Here is an 18,728-nt window from a genome sequence, read left to right as displayed (position 1 = left end):
CCCCTCGGCCCGCCGCTGACAAACCCAGCGCGGCGAAATTTCCATGCCATGGAAAAACGGCCCAAAAAATTTCCATCGCATGGAAAAATCGTCCGAAAAATTTCCATGGCATGGAAAAAATTTTTCCGAAATTTCCATGGCATGGAAAAAACGGCGACGAGAGTTTCCATGGCATGGAAAAACTTTTTTAGGGCTTCCATTCCTTGTAAATTTGGCGGTGTGGAAACAAGGAGTGTCCCATGACCCGATTAATCGACCGGCCGGAATGGAAAAAACTCAGCTCGCACGCTCGCGCGATGAAGCGCATCCACCTCCGCAAGCTCTTCGAGGCGGACCCGCAGCGTGCGGAGAAATTCTCACTGCAGGTTGGCGACCTGTACCTGGACTATTCAAAAAACCGAATTGTTGAGCGCACGATGGAGCTGCTCCTCGCGCTGGCCGAAGCGGTGGAACTCCGCGAGGAAATTGCCGCGATGTTCCGCGGGGACAAGATCAACGGGACGGAAAACCGCGCCGTCCTGCACGTCGCGCTGCGGAACCGCTCTAACACGCCCATCTTCGTCGATGGCAAGGACGTGATGCCGGAGGTCAACGCGGTGCTGGACCGGATGCGGGACTTTTCGCGGCGGGTTCGGTCCGGCGAGTGGCGCGGGCACACCGGTCGCCGAATCCGGAACATCGTGAACATCGGCATCGGCGGCTCCGACCTCGGACCGGCGATGGCGTATGAGGCGCTCAAGCCGTACAGCGACCGATCGTTGACGGTGCGGTTTGTCTCAAACGTGGATGCGACGCATTTCGTGGAGTCCACGCGCGACCTCGATCCGGAGGAGACGCTGTTCATCGTCGCGTCCAAGACGTTCACGACGCAGGAGACGATGACGAACGCGGAGACCGCGCGCGCGTGGGCGCTGGCCCGTTTGCGCGATCCGGCGGCTGTGGCGAAGCATTTTGTCGCCGTCTCGACGAACGCGGAAAAGGTCGCGGCGTTCGGCATCGACACGGCGAACATGTTCGGCTTCTGGGACTGGGTGGGCGGCCGCTATTCGCTGACGTCGGCGATCGGGCTGCCGCTGATGATTGCGATCGGCCCGGAGAATTTTGACGCGCTGCTCGACGGGTTCCACCTGATGGACCGCCACTTCGCGACGGCGCCGCTCGAGAAAAACATGCCGGTCATCCTCGGGCTGCTCGGGATTTGGTACAACAACTTCTTCGGCGCGCAGAGCCATGCGATTCTGCCCTACGACCAGTATCTGAATCGGTTCGCCGCCTACTTCCAGCAGGGCGACATGGAGAGCAACGGCAAGAGCGTGACGCGGTCCGGCGAACGGGTTGAGTGGCAGACCGGCCCGATTATCTGGGGCGAGCCGGGCACGAACGGTCAGCATGCGTTCTATCAACTGATCCATCAGGGGACCAAATTGATTCCCTGCGATTTCATCGGGTTCTGCCGATCACACAATCCCATCGGGGACCATCACGCGAAGCTGATGGCGAACTGCTTTGCGCAGACGGAGGCGCTGGCCTTCGGCAAAACAGGGGCGGAGGTTCGCGCGGAAGGGGTGCCCGATCCGTTGGTGCCGCACAAGACGTTTGAGGGCAACCGCCCGACCAATACGATTCTCGCGCCGCAGTTGACCCCGAGCGTGCTCGGGCAACTGATCGCGCTCTACGAACATAAGATTTTCACGCAGGGCGTGATCTGGGACATCTACTCATTCGACCAGTGGGGCGTGGAGCTCGGCAAGGTGCTGGCCAACCGGATCCTGCCGGAGCTGATGGCGGAGCAGGAGCCTGCTCTCGCGCACGATAGCTCCACGAATGCATTGATTCGCTACTACCGGCGGTTCCGCTGAACCGTGGTGGGGCGACCGACCCCGCCCTCATCCCGCCACTCGGCGATTCATTTCCTGCAGGCGCACGGCCATGTCGGTGAGGAGTCGGCGCACAGCGGCAGGGTTTTCTCGAAGGATGGTCTCGAGGTGTTCGGAGGCGATCACGACGAGTTCTGTCTCGGGCTCTGCGACTTCCGCAGTCGCGCTGCGAGGCGCGCCGAGGAGCATCGACATTTCGCCGAAGTAGTCTCCCGCGCGCACCAGTTTGAGTTCGACGCCGCCCCGGGTCAGGCGCACGGCGCCGCTCCGAACGAAATACATGTCGTGGCCGGGCTCCCCTTCGCGGAAGAGGACCGTTCCCGGTTCGGGCCGACGCAGGAACCGCTCGAGCAGCCGCGGAGGTGGGGATGGGGCGTTACCGCCACCCGCGCCGAGGAAGCCGCGGAGCAGCAGCGCATCGCGTCGGCGGGTGTTCGCGGCCACTTCCGCGCCGAATAGCAGCACGGCGAAGGAGTAATAGGCCCAGACCACAACCAGGAAGACCGCCTTGAGGGAGCCGAAGGCATAGCCGTAGTTCGGGTTGTAGAGCAGCATCGCCGCAAAGGCCGGCCGCAGCGCTGCGAGGAGAAGCGCCGCGGCGCAGGCCCCCGCCAGGGCTTCCGCCGCGCGCAGCCGCACCGGCGCAAATGCGCGATAGAAAAGAGCGAGGATCATCGCCGAGACCGCGAATGACACCGCTGCCCGCAGCAGGGCAAATCCGGACCCGCCCGGCAGCGCCGGAAGCAGAAGGCGGCCCGCCGCAAGCCCTACGAAGGTGCACAACAACGCGAAGACGACCGCCAGGTCGATGGCCTTTTCCCGGAAAAAGGCCGGCCGGTGCTCACCCTTGAAGATCGCGACCACCGCGTGTCGAGCCGCGCCGGCAAATGGCGTCATGGACCACAGGAGCAGGACGATGCTGACCAGTCTCCATGCTTGCCGCTGGGCAAGCGCGGCGAGCTCGGAAAGGATGTCATGGTCAAACGCGGGAAAGAGCGCTTTGATGGCCTCCGCGATAACGAGGGTCGCCGTCTCCGACTTTCCGGCGACGCGGCCCAGCAGGATGAAAAGGAGGAGTAGCAACGGCGGAAGTGAGAGGAAGGCATAAAAGGCGAGAGTGGCCGCGCTTTCGAGGCCGCGGTTTCGCGAGAACGATTTTAGAGACTCGCGGACGACAAGGACCGCGGTCGCGAAGGCGGGACTTGAACCCGGGGATCGATTCATGAGCCTCCTGTAGCGGCGAGTTTCCCTGGGGGAAGGACGCGTTCGTCAAGCGCTTCCTCCGCTTGAGCGCTGTTTGGTTCGACAATAGATTTCGGTTGACCCATGAGCAAAACGTTTCAGCCACAAGGCTACCAAATTTTGGAGAAAATTGCCGAAGGCGGGATGTCCACGGTGTGGAAGGCCCGCCAGCTTTCGTTGGATCGGCTGGTCGCCATCAAGGCCATGTCTCCGGCGTACCTGCCCGATGCGGACGCTTGGCAGCGTTTCAAACTCGAGGCGCGTGCGGCCGCCCGGTTGAGCCACCCGGGCATCGTTCAGGTTTTCGACGCAGGCGAGTCGGACGGCATTCCTTTTATTGTCATGGAATTCGTGGAGGGGCACTCGCTGGGTGAAATGATCATGCGGCGCGGGCGCCTTCCGGAGCGCGAGGCACTGGATATTGCTGAGCAAGCCGCGCGCGCGCTGGCCTACGCGTGGGACAAGGACTGCATTATCCACTGCGACATCAAGCCCGACAACCTGATGATCGCTGCCGACGGCTCCGTGAAGGTGACCGATTTGGGGCTTGCCCGATTTATCGGGCTGCAGCGGCAAAAACTGGACGCCGACAAGATTGTTGGGACGCCGAACTACACGGCTCCGGAGCAGGCCCAGGGCGTTCAGGACCTGGACTGCCGCGTCGACATTTACTCGCTTGGCGCCACGCTTTACCACATGGTCACCGGGCGCATTCCCTTCGAAGGCAGCCCCGGCAGCAGCGCGATGGACCGGCACGTGACGGATTTTCTCCCCGATCCGGTGGAAATCGTCGCCGACCTCCAGCAGCCCGTCGCATGGCTGATCGAGAAAATGATGGTGAAAGATCGCGCGTTCAGGCCGGCATATTGGAGCGTGGTTCTCGAGGATCTCACCGAGGTGCGCCAAGGGCGTATGCCGCGGGATCCGCTTCCCGAGCCCGGCCAGAGCACCGTGGCCCGCAGTACGAAGCGAGTTCCTTCGTCTCGTCGCGATGCGGTGGCGGCCAAAACGGTTCCCGGCGTGGTCCGCGCCGTTCCCAAGAAAAAAGTAGTGATAAAGTCCGATGCGGCCGCAACATCGGCAGGACGGCTCCGAGTTGACCGGCCAACGAAAAGCTCCAGTTCGCGAGGGATACTGTTTGAAACCTTCGCCCTCTTGGTCATCGGAGCGATGGTCTATGTCTTTTTCTTCAGCGGGCTGCCCCTTCGGATCCGGTTTCGGCCCCTTTCCGAAGCCATTTCAACCGCCAAGCCGGAGCCGGACGCGGCTGCGGCTGCGGTCGGGGCGGATAAGGCTGCCCCGGAGCCCGCCCGCACGGCCGCGAGTGAAACCGCGCCGCAAATCGAGGCGGCGCCGGAACCCCAGCCTCAGGCCGCCGAACCGGAACTCGATGAGCACGGAATATGGCGCGACGAAGTGTTCCGGAAGGGTGCGCGCGCGTTCAACCAGGCCCTTGAGCTTTACCAGAATTTTCAGGCCACGCGGTCGGACAGGTCCGCCCTTTCTCGCGCAGAGTCCCTGGTGCGGGAGGCCGTGAACGCCTTTGAGTCCTGCAAGGATCGCGCGCCCCCGGCCGCAAAAATTGAGGAGCACCTCCAGAACGCGTACAGACTGTTGTCAGACATTCGCCAGTCAACGTTGGTGGATGAATCGCCGGTCCCCCTCGCGGACCGCGTCGGAAAGATGTCGGCATCGGGCCCCGCCGCGCAGGCCGCGCATCCCTCAGAGGAAGCCGGCGGCCTTCGCCTCTCGCCGACGTGGAATAAAGTGGCTCTTGGACCGTCCGCCATCTGGGAGGACCTCAAAGTCCTGCTTGGGCCGCACGGCCGACCGGAGGTCGATACATCGCCCAGGCCAGGACTGGTGCTTGCCAGCCAGGTCACCTACCTGATGCCGGCGGAAGCGGCCGCCCGCGCGCTGGGTGCGCCGCTGGGGGTGCGGCGAGTTTTGGAGACGCCGGGCTATCCGTGGCGAAGTTTCAACTATTACACGCTGCGCGGCAAATTCGGCGACAAATTTGACCAAGCCTACCTCGTGACCGATGCGGCCAACCAGGTTGTTGCGCTGCAGTTATTCACCGACGTAGCCTCGCCCAGCGAATTTCAGAGCCGTGAATTTTCACCGAAATGGCGGGTATACGACCTCGTTCTCGGGCAGATCGTCCGGTGGCGCGAGTTGCAGGTTGCGCATCGCGTAACCTCGCGCGACGGCGTTCTGATCATTCAGACGGAATTGACGGATTTGGAACCGATGAGCCGCTTTGCAGGGCGGTGTGAATACCGGTCCGCGCTTTACCTTCCGCAACCGGTGGCCAACCTGATCCTGGCTAGGCTGGAGAAAGCGCGTTGAGGGCTGCGTCGCGTTTCGTAACCATCCTGCCTTTGGCTCTCGTGAGCATCTTGGCGGGATGCGACGTACCGCCGCCCGCCGCGCCACCTAAGCCGCGTTCCGACTCTTCGATAGAGGTCGAGCCGAAGAAACCGTCCCTCACCCTTCACGAAGCTGCCAAACAGGGAGATCTGGAAACGATCCGATCCCTTCTCGCGCGGGGTGCGGATCCGACCGAAATGGACGACGATGGCGCGACCGCCGTACACGCAGCCGCATTCGCAGGACATGTCCAGGTGCTGGAGGCTCTGCTCGATGGGGGCGGCCGATTGCACACCCGAGACAAGTTTGGGTTCACCCCGCTTCACGCGGCCGCGCGCGACGGTCGCCTCGAAGCCGTTCAGTTTTTGGCCGGACGCGGCGCTGACCTCGAGGCGCTGGACGAAAACGGACTGACTCCAGCGGAGATCGCCGCACTGATGGGTCACCATCAGGTTGCCGACTGGCTGTCGGAACGGCTACGTCCTACGGCGGCTTCACCGCCCGCCGCGCCGCCTGAGCCGTTGCCTCCTCAGGCAGCTCCGCCAGAAATGCAGACCCTCCTGACCGGTGAGACTTTTCGGGTCTGGACGAGCGCCTCGGGCGAGCGCGTCAACGCGGAATTCATCCAGATGGTTCTCGATTGGGTCGTGCTGCGCCGAAATGACGGACAAACGGTTCAAATTTCGATTCGGAATCTCGTTCCCGAAGACCAGGCGCTGGCCCGTGCGCTCGCGGGCCAGGCACCGCCGATTCTCCGACGAGGGGAGCATATCGCGGCCGGTTCCCCGGACAGAACGGCTTCCATCGCAGACGAGATAAGAGGCCAACCGGGATGGACCGTGTTGGAGGGATGCCGGCTTCTGCGCCGAGGCGGCAATGATGGCGATTCGTTTCATGTCCTTCATGAGGGGAAGGAATTTATTTTCCGGTTGTATTACGTGGACTGTCCGGAGACCAAGGAGACCTATGCGGAACGAATCCGCGAACAGGCCGAATATTTCGACGTTGATCCCGCCGACGTGCTGAGGCTGGGGCGAGAGGCTTCACGATTCACCGAGCGCCTGCTCACGAGTGGCCCGTTCACGGTGGTGACGCGATGGGAAGATGCCAAGGGCAACAGTCGGCTTCCCCGTTACTATGGTTTCGTCATCACGCAGAATGGGGACCTTGACGAGTTGCTCGTCGCCGAGGGACTTGCCCGTCCGCACGGCATGTGGGTCGAGGGGGCGTGGGACTCCCGCAAGCAACAAACCCTCAAACGGCTTGAGAAAGAGGCACGGCGGGCCCGCCTCGGCGCATGGGGTTTGATGCCCGAAGCTCGGGCCATGCTGCGATGAAAGTCCTTTTGCTTGCCCCCCAGCCGTTTTACGAGGAGCGCGGCACGCCGATTGCCGTCAAGTGGGTTGCGGAAACGCTTGCCGCGGAAGGCCATGAAGTTGACCTTGTCACCTTTCCGTTTGGGCGGGACGTCTCGGTGCCCGGCGTCCGCATTTTTCGGGCTCGCCGCCCTCGGGGTGTGCAGCGCGTGCCGATCGGTTTTTCCGTCGCCAAACTGCGCTGCGATGCGGGCCTCTTTCAGCTTGCCGGGCGGCTTGTCCGCGAAACGCGCTATGACGTCGTCCACGCCTGCGAGGAGTCTATTTTTTTCGCGCGGCGCCTCGCCTCGCGCATCGGCGCGCGCGTGGTCTACGACATGGACTCGTCGATGGCGGACCAGTTGATTGAAAAATGGGGGTGGCTTCGCCTAGTGGCGCCAATCCTGTACGCATTTGAGCGATACGCGATCCGCTCCGCCGACCTTGTCCTGCCTGTGTGTCGAGCCCTCGCCGACAAGGTGGAGAGGCATGCGCCCGGCAAGCCCTGCGTGTTGCTCCATGACATGGCGATGGATTTCCCGCCCGTGCCGCCGGAGACCGAGCCCCTGCGTGAACGGCTCGGCATTCGAGGGACCCTCGCGCTGTACGTGGGCAACCTGGAACATTACCAAGGAGTTGACCTTCTCCTCGAAGGATTCGCCGCGGCAAGCGATCCGGATCTTCGACTGGTCATCATCGGGGGACGCGAGCAAGATGTTGCCAATTATAGGGCGCGTGCAGATTCGCTCGGGCTGGCCGGGCGCGCTTTTTTATTGGGTCCCCGTCCGCTGGAACGGTTGATGTATTATCTCCAGCAGGCCGATATCCTCGTATCGCCGCGCCTTCGGGGCGTGAACACGCCGATGAAGATCTACTCGTATCTGGCAGCGGGCCGCGCGATTGTCGCGACGCGCATCGAGTCGCACACCCAAGTCCTCGATGATTCGGTTGCGCGCCTTGTCGATCCGGAACCGACAGCCCTCGCCGACGCGTTGACGGAGTTGGCGCGCGATCCCGCCGCGCGGCAGCGGCTCGGCGCCGCAGCGGCCACTCGCGCTTCGGAACGGCACAGCCGCGAGGCTTATCGCAAAGCGTTGCGCGAGTCCTATTCCCTCCTGGCTCGGGGAGGTTGATCGGGCGTGGGCGCTCGCGACGATGCTCTCCGACGGCTCGAAACCGAGTCGTTCGACCTTTTGGTCGTCGGCGCCGGTATTCACGGGGCGAGCGCAGCATGGACGGCCGCACGCCTGGGTCTGAAGACAGCTCTCATCGATGCTGGAGACTTTGGTGCCGCCACCTCGGCCAACAGTCTCAAAGTCATACACGGCGGCCTCCGCTATTTGCAGCACGGCAACTTCAAACGAATGCGAGAGTCGATCCTGGCACGCCGCCGGTTTCTCCAACTGGCGCCTGCGCTGCTTCGTCCGCAGGCGTTTGCCATTCCGACGCGGGGCTGGGGCGTCCGTAGCCGGATGGCCTTGCGCGCTGCGTTGTGGGTCAATGATTTGGTTTCGTTCGATCGGAACTACGGCGTCAACAAGACCCATCAGTTACCGTGCGGCCGAATTCTCTCGCGGCGGGAAGCGGCCGAATTGTGGCCACTGCTTCCCGCCGCATCCTACGATGGAGCTGCGCTCTGGTACGATGCGCTCGCTCATGACATTGAGCGCCTGACGCTGGCGTTTGCGCTGTCGGCCAGCTGGCGCGGCGCGGCCGTCGCCAATTATGTACGGGCTGTGCGAATCCTCGAATCGGGAGGCGCCGTTTCGGGGGTCCTTGCGCGCGATGAAATCGCCGACGCGGAATTCGCCATCGGCGCTCGTGCCGTTCTCAACGCGGCGGGTCCTTGGTGGAAGACGTGGTGCGGTCGACGGGGGAGGGAGCATCCCCTCGTTGGAGCCTGGAATCTGGTTGTGCGCAAGCGGTGGTTTGGGAGCATCGGCGTGGGGCTGGAGAGCCGACAGGAACATCTAGATCCCGACGCGCTGATTCAGCGCGGAAGGCGAAACCTATTTTTTGTGCCGTGGCGGGAGGGAACAATGGTGGGCACTGTGTATGAGCCATATTCGGGGGACCCCGCCGACTATCGGCCTTCGCCAGGTTCGATTGAGGCCTTTATACGAGAAATCAACGCGGTCCTGCCCGGCGCCGGACTCGAGGCGGCGGACATTACTCTGCTGCATATCGGCGTGCAGCCCGCCTCCACCGCGGGCGGCTCGCCCGAGCCCGACAAGCATTCGGAAATCCAGGCCGATGCGCTTCGCGGCCTGTTCCATATCAAGGGCGTCAAGTACACAACCGGCCTCAGCGTGGGCGAGACGGCCGCCCGGCGAATCGCGCGAATGTTGGGCGTGGGGAACTCTGCGATTCAAGAGGATGCACTGATCGGCGCGGAACCGTTGGCGGGCGATTTGCGCGCTCAAACGCGCCGCGCCGTTGAACACGAGTTCGCCGTGCGATTGTCGGACGTCGTGATCCGCCGCACCGGACTGGGAACCTTCAGCCGGCCCCCCGATTCGGAGATTGAATGCATGGCGACGGAGATGGCGCGGATACTCGATTGGTCCGCGGTGCGATTAAAGCAGGAACTGGAGTTACTGGAGCAGGATTTCCGCTGGTTCCGGCCCTGACCATTAGGGACCGGCAAACCCCGAGCGCAAATAGATCATAAGACCGAGCCGTTAGCCGACCGTTTAGAGGATCAGCATGCAGTCTCCGTAGCTGAAGAAGCGGTAGCGTTCGCGGACCGCTTCTTCGTAAGCGGCAAGCACGAATTCCCGGCCTGCAAAGGCCGAGACCAGCATCAGCAGGGTTGATTTGGGAAGATGGAAGTTGGTCAGCAGAGCGTCGATGGCCCTGAATCGAAACGGCGGATAGATGAACAGGTCGGTCCGTCCGGAGTCCGCGACGATCTCACCTCGCCGTGCGCAGACGGTCTCGAGTGTGCGGACCGTCGTGGTGCCCACCGCGACAATCCGCCCGCCGGCGGCGCGGGTCTGTCGAATCAGATCGGCCGCCTGAGGCGAGACGGTGTAGCGCTCCTCGTGCATGCGGTGGTCTTCTACCCGTTCGGCCTTCACGGGCCTAAATGTTCCCAAGCCAACATGCAAGGTGATGTCCGCCCTTCGTACGCCGCGCTCGGCGAGGCGCCGGAACATCTCCTCGGTGAAATGCAGCCCGGCCGTGGGCGCGGCTACCGATCCAGGCTCCTGCGCATAAACCGTTTGGTAGCGCTCCCGATCCGCGGTTTCGCTCGGGGCGCTGGATTCGGAACCGGTGCGACGTATATATGGCGGGAGCGGGGTGTGACCGAATCGCTGAAGGTACTCCCCCAAAGGCACTTGAAGATGGAAACGGATGTCAGCCATTCCCTCCGAGCGCAGCGCGATGATCTCGACCTCGCCCCCACCCTCCAGCAGGAGGCGGTCGCCGGCGCGCGGCCTTCTTCTCGACCGCACCAACGCGCTCCAGGTGCCGGATTCGCTCTCCTCAAGCAGGAAGACCTCAACGCGCCCCCCGGTGCCGGGCTTGCGCGCGAAAAGTCGAGCGGGGATGACGCGCGTGTTGTTGACGACGAGCAAATCGCCCTCGCGAAGGAAGGTCGGCAGCTCCGAAAAGCGGCTGTGCATCCAGCGCCGGGTGCGTCGGTCCAAGACCATCATCCGCGATGCGTCACGCCGGGAGAGCGGCTGCTGGGCAATCAACTCGGGGGGCAGCTTGTAGTCAAAATCGTCGACGTTCACAATCTTGACGGCGAAGCGGGACTGCGGGTAGATTCATGACTGCGTCGTTAATCAAATTTGGAGAATGGCGCAAGAAAGAGAGGAGCAAAATCATGAGGATGCTGATGAAGAAGGTTCAAAACCGCGGCTTTACGTTGATTGAGCTGCTGGTTGTTATCGCAATCATTGCCATCTTGGCCGCCGTGCTGACCCCGACGGTCACAGATGCCCTGACGCGCGGCAAGATGACGGGCACGCTCGCCAATGGGCGAAGCATTCATCAGGCGCTCTTCGCCAAGGACATTGAGGATCCCATTCTCCAGACGGGCAGTCCATATCCGCGTTCGGGTTCCGGACCGGGCGCATTCGCGAATTCCACGCTTTACTGGCGCAACGTCGTGACGTCCGGCATCATGCGCGTGGATTTCTCTTTCTTCTCCGCTCCGGGCATCACCCCGCTGAAAGGCACAAACGCGTCCTTGTTCACGGCGGATAACAATGCCTGGTGCATCACCGCGGACATCACGGACGCGTCCGTCGATGTCACCCCACTGCTCTTCACGCGGAATCTCAACATCAATGCGCTCAACACGGCGGCGAATTTTGACTACGCATCGCAGATGACCGAAAATCCGCCGTTCGGGCGGAAGGGTCTTCCGACGGTTCTGAAGGGCGGTAGTGGTGTGATTTTCAAGCCGGACAACATCAACGGGAATTTCTTCCCCGGGGGCACCAACCAGGTCGTCCTTCGTCCGTAAACACGAGCGTTCGAGGCTCCTTTCTCGGACGCCGCGGCCATCTTGACGGATGCCGCGGCGTCTCGTCTTAATGCAGGTCATGAGGGGCAGCAGGCTGGTGCTGGACGGCAGGTTGTCCCGCGTATGGCGGAAAACACCGCGTCCATGAGGAGTTCACCATGTGCGGAATCGTCGGATATGTCGGCCGGCAGAACGCGGTCCCGTTGCTGATCGATGGCCTCAAAAGGCTCGAATACCGCGGATACGATTCCGCCGGACTTGCTGTCGTGTCCGACGGCGGGCTGGCGGTTCGCCGGTCGGTTGGTCGCCTGACCGCCCTCGAAGAAAAATTGGTTCTTGAACCCGTGGCAGGTCGTCCCGGGATTGGCCATACCCGGTGGGCGACCCACGGCGCTCCGACGGAGCAGAATGCTCACCCGCACACCGACGACAGCGGACGGATCGCCGTGGTACACAACGGGATCATTGAAAACTACAAGGAACTTCGCGAGGAGCTGGAATCATCGGGCCACCAGTTCAAATCTCAGACCGACACGGAAGTCATTCCACATCTAATCGCGCGAGAACTTTCGCGGGGGGCGCCGGACGTGCTCGCCGCGGTGCGCCGGTCCCTTTCCCGCGCGCGCGGCGCCTACGCCCTGGGCATTTTGAGCGCAGATGAGCCGGACCGGATCATCGCCGCACGTCAGGGAAGCCCGCTGATAGTCGGCCTGGCGGAGGGCGAGTATTTCATCGCCAGCGACGTTCCGGCCATCCTCAATCGGATCCGACAGGTCATCTATCTGAATGACGGGGAAATTGCCGTGCTTGCGCCGCACGGCGTGCGAATCTTCAAACTCGACGGCACCGAGGTCAGGCCGGAGATTCACCGAGTGGAGCTTCAGGCGGAGGCAGCCGAGCGGGCGGGTTTCGAGACCTTCATGCTCAAGGAAATCCACGAGCAGCCCCGCGTGTTGCGCCAGCTTCTCGAGAAACACGGACGCCTCGAGGGCCAATTCGGCATGAGCGCGGATTATTTCCGCAAGCTGCGCCGGATCATGATTGTCGCCTGCGGCACGGCCTATCACGCGGGCATGTACGGGAGGCTCCTGATCGAGCATTACACGGGACTGGCCGTCGAAACGGACCTTGCCAGCGAATTTCGTTACCGCGACCCGAAGATCGATCCCGGCACGCTGGTGATCGCGGTTTCCCAATCCGGCGAGACGGCGGACACTCTCGCGTGCATCCGCATGGCCCGGAGCTGGGGATGTCGCGTGCTTTCGATTTGCAACGTTCCGGGTAGTTCGGTGGTTCGTGAGAGCGACGCAGTGTTTTACACGGAAGCAGGCCCCGAAATCGGAGTGGCGTCGACGAAGGCCTATACGGCGCAGCAGATGGCCTTTGCCCTGCTTTCGCTCTATATTGCCAAGGTCCGCAACACGTTGAGCGACGCTCAGATCTCCGCCCTCCTCGAGGACCTCCAGAAAGTGCCGGATGCCATCCACCGCGTTCTTGCCCGCAAGGACCAGATACGAACTGTTGCCGAAAAGCACCACAGCGGCCCGAGCTCGCTGTACCTCGGGCGAAAATTCAACTATCCGACGGCGCTGGAGGGCGCGCTGAAAAACAAGGAAATTTCGTATCAGCACGCGGAGGGTTACGCCGCTGGTGAAATGAAGCACGGGCCCATCGCGCTGATCAACGAGTACATGCCAGTCGTTTGCATTTGCACGCGGACGCAGGACGAAGTCTACGAGAAAATGCTGTCCAACGTGAAAGAAGTGGAAGCCCGGCACGGACGGATCATCGCAATCGCTACTGAGGGCGATGACACGCTCCGGGGCATCGCCGAGGACATTCTCTATGTTCCCCACGTTCGGGACGAATTTTCGCCCATGGTCAACGTGGTCGCTCTCCAGTTGCTTGCCTATTACGCGGCTCAGGCACGTGGGACCGACATCGACAAGCCGCGCAACCTGGCAAAGAGCGTGACGGTTGAATAACTCGGGGCGAGCGCTTCGGTTCCGCTGCTCATGGCGCCCCGACACTTTACAAATGAAAAAAAATACCCCGCAGCGGCCGATGCGGGCATCGCTCTGACGCCTCGCTTTGCGAGGTGGGTGCCCTGCCGACCGCTTTCCAAGTTCCCGCTCATGAGGGGACATGAGGTCCACGGCCGGACGCCGGACTCCCTGTCAGAATGAGTACTGGGTCAGAGTAGCTTGGCCCCTGTCGCACCGCGCAGGGTAAATCTAAAATGTCGTCCGCAAGGCGGCTTTCAAAGATCTCGCAGCGTTCGTGCGATGTTCCGAGCTATTCCCGGATTTCAGCCTTCAGGCGTTCTCGCAGCGCTGCCTTCACTTTTAAATGATACGCGTTGGCTTCGTCGTCCGTCAAGGTGCGCCGGTCGGATCGATAAATCAACGAATACGCAACGCTTCGCCGGCCTTCCCCGATAGCCGGCCCTGTAAACACATCGAACAATTCAATCCGCTCCAGCTCCGGCGGCGCGGCGGCTCGGATCTCCCGAATAATGTCCGCGTGCGTCACCGTATGGTCGACGATCATGGCAACGTCGCGCGCGATGGAAGGGAACGCGGAAAACTCACGGTATGTCTTCTGGAGCGCCATGCGCGACAGCAGCGCGTCGAGGTTGAATTCCGCGACAGCGATGGGATCGTTCAGCCGCCATTCTCTGCGAATTCGGCGCGCGATTAGCCCTAATATACCGAGAGTTTGGCCGCCAGCTCGAATCTCAACCGCAGGTCCGTCAGACCACGCCGCCTGCGTGGCAGCCACCTCAACTTCGCCCTGGTTGAGAGCTTGGCAAAGCGCCTCGCAGAGGCCTTTTCCCCAAAGGAACATTTCCTCGTCCTCTACCGGCCTGCGTCGATCGAGAGCGCCGCGTCCGACAGGGCCCATAAGACCGAGACAGAGGCGCTCTTCTTCCAAGGCCACCCCGTTCTCCGTACGACGAAAGATTCGGCCAATTTCGAAGAGCGTTGCCCCCTCAATTTGGCGCGACCGATTTCGGCCGAGCGTTTCCACCATCTGGGGAATCAGCGAGGTTCGCAGCACGGACTGGTCGGCGCTGATCGGGCGGGGGATGGGCACCCGGTTCGTGCGGTTGCCGGGATCCAGCGCGTCGAGCAAGGCCTCCGACACCAGGCTATAGTTCATGATTTCGGAGGCTCCAAGACCGCAGAGGATCGAACGAAGAATCGATTTCGTCCGGAACCTGTCATCACGGCCCGCGTGCGGGTCCAACACGGCGCGAGGATGCGGCGCCGGCACATGGTCGAGACCATGGATGCGGGCAACCTCCTCCACGAAGTCAACCTCGCGCTCGAGATCCCCGCGAAAACTCGGGGCCACGGCTCGGTATTCGCCAGGCGATGTTTCGAAAGTCCGAATTTCCAGCCGGTTCAGGATCGAGACGATTTCTTCATCGCGGAGCTCCAGGCCCAGTGCATCGCGGATCGTCTGCGTGCGGAATCGGATTTCGCGTGGTGCCGGCGGTTCCGGACAAGTGTCAATTAGGGGACCTGTCTCTCGGGCGCCGGCCAGCTCGGCCATCAACTGGGCGGCACGGCGGCTCGCCCACTCCACTGTACGAAGGTCCACCCCACGCTCGAAGCGGTAGGACGATTCCGTCGAAAGCCCGAGTTTTCGCGAAGTTGACCGGATGAGCGCCGGATCGAACCAGGCGGCTTCCAGCAGGACTGTCCGTGTGGTGGGCCGAATCTCGCTGCCCGCGCCCCCCATGATACCGGCAAGCGCCACCGGAGCCCGCCCATCCGCAATGACGAGCATTGAGGGATCGAGTTCGCGCTCGATGTCGTCCAACGTTCGAATCCGCTCGCCATCCCGCGCGCGACGGACCACGATGCGCCCCTCGTGCAACAGATCGCGGTCGAATGCGTGGAGCGGATGGCCCGTTTCGAGCATCACATAATTGGTAATGTCGACGACGTTGTTGATGGACCGTATCCCCGCCGCCTCCAAGCGACGCTTCATCCAGAGAGGCGAGGGCCCGATCTTCACCGACTCCAGCACCCTTGCGGTATATCGCGCACAACCGTCCGCGTCTTCCACGGTCACGATTGCGGCGTCCCGGACGGATCGCTGCGAGGGGGGAGCGATGGGCAGAGGCAGTTTCAACGGACGCCCTAGGACCGCTGCGAGTTCCCGCGCAATCCCGATCAGGCTCAGGCAGTCCGGCCGGTTGGGGGTGATTTCTAGATCCAGCACGGTCTCCGGCGGCCCGAAGACGTCGCGCAAGGGTGTGCCGGCCGCATGTTCTGGCGGCAGCTCGAGCAGTCCGCTGTGATCGTCCGAAATGCCGATCTCGTCCGGCGCGCACAGCATTCCCTGTGACTCGACCCCACGAATCACGGCCTTACGAATGGTCTGGGAACCGCCGGGAAGCGTCACGCCCACCGGCGCAAAGGGATAGCGGCCTCCGGTTTTCACATTCGGAGCGCCGCAGACGACCTGCAGGACGGAGGCGCCGTCAAAAACGCGGCACACGGTGAGCTTGTCCGCGTTCGGATGTTTTTCGACCGCGATGACCTCGGCGACAACCAGGCCTTCGAACGAGGTGCCGATGGTTTCAATGGCCTCGACCTCCGTTCCCGAGAAGGTCAGCCGTTCAGCAAGCTCCCGAGCGCTTTCTTCAAACTCTATATAGTCTCGCAACCAGGACAGCGGAACTTTCATGGTCTTCGGGGTTTTGGTGTCTGGCGGCGTTCCGTACGGCTCGCACGAGTCGCTCGGAACGCGCAGTCAGAACTGGTGAAGGAACCTCACATCGTTTTCGTAAAGCATCCGGATGTCGGGGATGCCGAGCAGGATCATCGCGATGCGCTCAATTCCCATGCCGAAGGCATAGCCGGAGACCTCGTCCGGATTATAGCCGACGGCGCGGAACACATTCGGATGCACCAGGCCCGCGCCGGAAATTTCGATCCACCCGCTGTTCTTGCATACCCTGCAGCCGGACCCGTTGCACACATGGCAGGAAAAATCGTATTCCACGCTCGGCTCGGTGAAGGGAAAGAAATGGGGGCGGAAACGAATTTTCACGTTAGGCCCCATCATTTGGCGGGCGAAATAGGTCAGATCGCCCTTTAGGTCGGCGAGCGAGACCTTTCGGTCAACATACAGGCCCTCGATCTGGTGAAAATTGGCGCTGTGAGTGGCGTCGGTAGTGTCCCGGCGGTAGCAACGGCCTGGAGCGACAATTCGAATCGGCGGCGGGCGCGATTGCATGACGCGGATCTGCACGGGCGAGGTATGCGTGCGGAGCAGTCGGCCGTCGTCCAGATAAAATGTGTCTTTCGGGTCGCGCGAAGGGTGGTGGGCTGGCGTGTTGAGCGCGTCAAAGTTGTGGAATGGCGTCTCGATGTCCGGCCCGTCCGCCACGGAAAAACCGAGCCTGCAGAAAATGTCGACGGCGCGTTCGATGATTTGCGTCACCGGGTGCCTTGTGCCGACCGCATGCCAACGCCCGGGCTGGGTCGGGTCAAATGCGGGCGTGGCTGCGGTGGCGGCGAGCGCCTCGCGGCGCTCGTCGACGGCCGCCTGCACCGTGTCCTTATAAGCATTGGCGAGCCGACCCCATTCGCGCTTTTGGTCCGGCGGCGCCTCGCGAAGCGCTTGAAGGACCTGCTGAATTCGCCCGTTTCGGCCGAGGTGCCGAGCGCGCACGGTCTCGAGTGCTGCGAGATCTGGTGCCGCGCGGACTTCCGAAACAGCTTCCGCGATCCACTGTTCGATCTCACTCGTGGTCATGAAAAGCTTTCATCAGCCAGGAAAACTGCCATCATGCGGGTCCGACTTCCGGAAAAAAAGTTTTTTTGAACGCGCGCGAATATTCGCCGGTGAGCTAGATGGAGGATAACTCATGTTGCTTTTTCGCAGTCTGATCAGCGGCCTGCTCACGGCCACCCTTGCCGCGCCATGGCCCGCGAGCGCGGAAACGGATCTGAAATCCGCCATCGTGAAAATCTTCACGGTGGTCAATATGCCAGACTATTGGAATCCGTGGAGCATGCGCGGCACTGGTTCGGGAACCGGTTCGGGCGCGATCATTCGAGGGCGCCGCATCCTGACCAATGCCCACGTCGTGGGGAATCAAACGTTCATCCAGGTGCGGCGATTCGGCGACGCGCGCCGCTATCCCGCTCGCGTGGTCGCTGTCGCTCACGAAGTGGACCTCGCGCTGCTCACCGTGGATGACGACGCGTTTTGGGGCGACGTGGAGGGGCTCGAACTGGGTGAGCTGCCGAACGCGCAGGACGAGGTCTTTGTCTATGGATTCCCAATGGGTGGCGACACGCTCAGCATCACGCGCGGGGTCATCTCTCGCATTGAACACCAAAATTATGTGCACAGCTCTTACAGTTTCCTAGCCGGCCAGATCGACGCCGCGATCAATCCTGGCAACAGTGGCGGGCCGGTCATCAAAGACGGGAAAATCGTCGGCGTCGTAATGCAGGGGATCCGCCAGGCCGACAACATCGGATACATGGTTCCCGCTCCCATCATCCGGCAGTTCTTTGAGGATATCGCAGACGGCGTGTACGACGGATTTCCAAGCCTTGGCGTTGTCCTGCAGGGCATGGAGAACCGCGACCTCAAGCGCAGCATGGGGATGACGCCCGATATGACGGGGATGCGGGTGGTCCGGATCATTCCCGGCGCCCCCGCGGATGGTCGCCTGCGGACCAACGACGTCATTCTGGCGATCGAGGGCGTTCCGGTCGCGGATGACGGCACGGTTGAATTCCGCCCGCGCGAGCGGACCAGCCTCTCGTATTACATCCAGCAAAAGCGGATTGGTGAATCGGTTGCCCTCGACCTCTGGCGAGACGGCGCGCGCCTGTCGACGAACATTCCGCTTACTCGTTCACTCACGTTCGACGCCCTCGTGCCCAACGAGCAATACGACGTACTTCCGACGTACTACATTTTCGGCGGCATCGTCTTTACACCGCTGACGCGAAACCTTCTGCAGGCGTGGGGCCCGAACTGGTTCAATACCGCGCCGAGCCATTTGACCTCGATCCTCTCCGCCAACGTTCCCGAAGTGGAGGGTGAACAGGTGATTGTCGCGCTTAAGGTCCTCGCCTCCGACATCAACCAGGGCTATGACCAGGTGAGCAACTGGATCGTCCGCAGCGTCGACGGCCAACGCGTCCGCACCATGCGCGAACTCATCGCGGCTATTGAGCGGCCGGATGGCGGTGAATTTGTCACGATCGCGAACGACAGCGGCCTTGTGATCGTGCTGGACCGCGCGCGAGCCCTCGCTAGCCGAGACCGCATTCTCCAGACCTATCGCATTCCGTCCGATAGATCGCCCGACCTCCTGGGTCCGGCGGCGCCTTCTCAGCCACAATAAGGCCGCGACTTGACCGC

General features: G+C 62.2%; 12 protein-coding genes and 1 other RNA gene. 8 read left to right on the top strand and 5 right to left on the bottom strand.

The features are described from left to right. The first annotated feature begins 239 nt into the window (after positions 1–239). Positions 240–1,859 (top strand): glucose-6-phosphate isomerase, encoded by a 1,620-nt coding sequence (gene pgi / locus NZ740_02990; protein MCS6770975.1) that lies wholly within the window; start codon positions 240–242, stop codon positions 1,857–1,859. Between the two features lie 27 nt (positions 1,860–1,886). Here the strand turns inward: pgi and NZ740_02985 are convergent, their stop codons facing one another. Further along, positions 1,887–3,101, bottom strand: coding sequence for a YihY/virulence factor BrkB family protein (locus tag NZ740_02985; protein MCS6770974.1), 1,215 nt, complete (start codon positions 3,099–3,101; stop codon positions 1,887–1,889). Positions 3,102–3,203: 102 nt separating this feature from the next. On the opposite strand from NZ740_02985, the gene NZ740_02980 reads away from it, so the two are divergent. Genes NZ740_02980 through NZ740_02965 form a run of 4 tightly spaced genes read left to right on the top strand, consistent with a single transcriptional unit; the run spans position 3,204 to position 9,474 of the window. Then, the gene (locus tag NZ740_02980) at positions 3,204–5,468 is read left to right on the top strand and encodes a serine/threonine protein kinase (GenBank protein MCS6770973.1); all 2,265 of its coding nucleotides are present in this window, start codon (positions 3,204–3,206) and stop codon (positions 5,466–5,468) included. Then, positions 5,465–6,826: an ankyrin repeat domain-containing protein gene (locus tag NZ740_02975; GenBank protein ID MCS6770972.1), complete on the top strand. Its 1,362-nt coding sequence runs from the start codon at positions 5,465–5,467 to the stop codon at positions 6,824–6,826. The genes NZ740_02980 and NZ740_02975 overlap by 4 nt, the downstream gene beginning before the upstream one ends. After that, positions 6,823–7,977 (top strand): glycosyltransferase family 4 protein, encoded by a 1,155-nt coding sequence (locus tag NZ740_02970; protein ID MCS6770971.1) that lies wholly within the window; start codon positions 6,823–6,825, stop codon positions 7,975–7,977. The genes NZ740_02975 and NZ740_02970 overlap by 4 nt, the downstream gene beginning before the upstream one ends. 6 nt (positions 7,978–7,983) lie before the next feature. After that, positions 7,984–9,474 carry an FAD-dependent oxidoreductase gene (locus NZ740_02965; GenBank protein MCS6770970.1) on the top strand — a complete coding sequence of 497 codons (1,491 nt, stop codon included), beginning with the start codon at positions 7,984–7,986 and terminating at the stop codon, positions 9,472–9,474. A gap of 63 nt (positions 9,475–9,537) precedes the next feature. On the opposite strand, the gene queA is transcribed toward NZ740_02965, so the two are convergent. After that, a complete protein-coding gene (gene queA, locus NZ740_02960; GenBank protein MCS6770969.1) occupies positions 9,538–10,587 on the bottom strand; it encodes a tRNA preQ1(34) S-adenosylmethionine ribosyltransferase-isomerase QueA in 1,050 nt (349 codons plus the stop codon). 92 nt (positions 10,588–10,679) lie between these two features. Between queA and NZ740_02955 the strand changes: the two genes are divergently transcribed. Further along, positions 10,680–11,324 carry a prepilin-type N-terminal cleavage/methylation domain-containing protein gene (locus NZ740_02955; GenBank protein MCS6770968.1) on the top strand — a complete coding sequence of 215 codons (645 nt, stop codon included), beginning with the start codon at positions 10,680–10,682 and terminating at the stop codon, positions 11,322–11,324. A 158-nt stretch (positions 11,325–11,482) separates the two neighbouring features. After that, on the top strand, positions 11,483–13,309 hold the full coding sequence (gene glmS / locus NZ740_02950; GenBank protein ID MCS6770967.1) for a glutamine--fructose-6-phosphate transaminase (isomerizing): 1,827 nt from the start codon (positions 11,483–11,485) through the stop codon (positions 13,307–13,309). Positions 13,310–13,369: 60 nt separating this feature from the next. Here the strand turns inward: glmS and ssrS are convergent. The 3 genes from ssrS to pheS form a co-directional block, all read right to left on the bottom strand. Next, positions 13,370–13,557, bottom strand: a non-coding RNA gene (ssrS, locus tag NZ740_02945) — 6S RNA. 62 nt (positions 13,558–13,619) lie between these two features. Beyond that, positions 13,620–16,025: a phenylalanine--tRNA ligase subunit beta gene (gene pheT / locus NZ740_02940; GenBank protein ID MCS6770966.1), complete on the bottom strand. Its 2,406-nt coding sequence runs from the start codon at positions 16,023–16,025 to the stop codon at positions 13,620–13,622. Positions 16,026–16,091: 66 nt separating this feature from the next. Then, positions 16,092–17,099 carry a phenylalanine--tRNA ligase subunit alpha gene (gene pheS / locus NZ740_02935; GenBank protein MCS6770965.1) on the bottom strand — a complete coding sequence of 336 codons (1,008 nt, stop codon included), beginning with the start codon at positions 17,097–17,099 and terminating at the stop codon, positions 16,092–16,094. Between the two features lie 112 nt (positions 17,100–17,211). Between pheS and NZ740_02930 the strand changes: the two genes are divergently transcribed. Further along, a complete protein-coding gene (locus NZ740_02930) occupies positions 17,212–18,711 on the top strand; it encodes a serine protease (protein ID MCS6770964.1) in 1,500 nt (499 codons plus the stop codon). The last annotated feature ends 17 nt before the right edge of the window (positions 18,712–18,728 follow it).

The sequence above is a fragment of the Kiritimatiellia bacterium genome (genome assembly GCA_025054615.1).
Taxonomy (GTDB): Bacteria; Verrucomicrobiota; Kiritimatiellia; order CAIVKH01; family CAIVKH01; genus JANWZO01.
The sequence above is the reverse complement of the archived record's forward strand: the minus strand, read 5'-3'. Positions and strand labels throughout refer to the sequence as shown.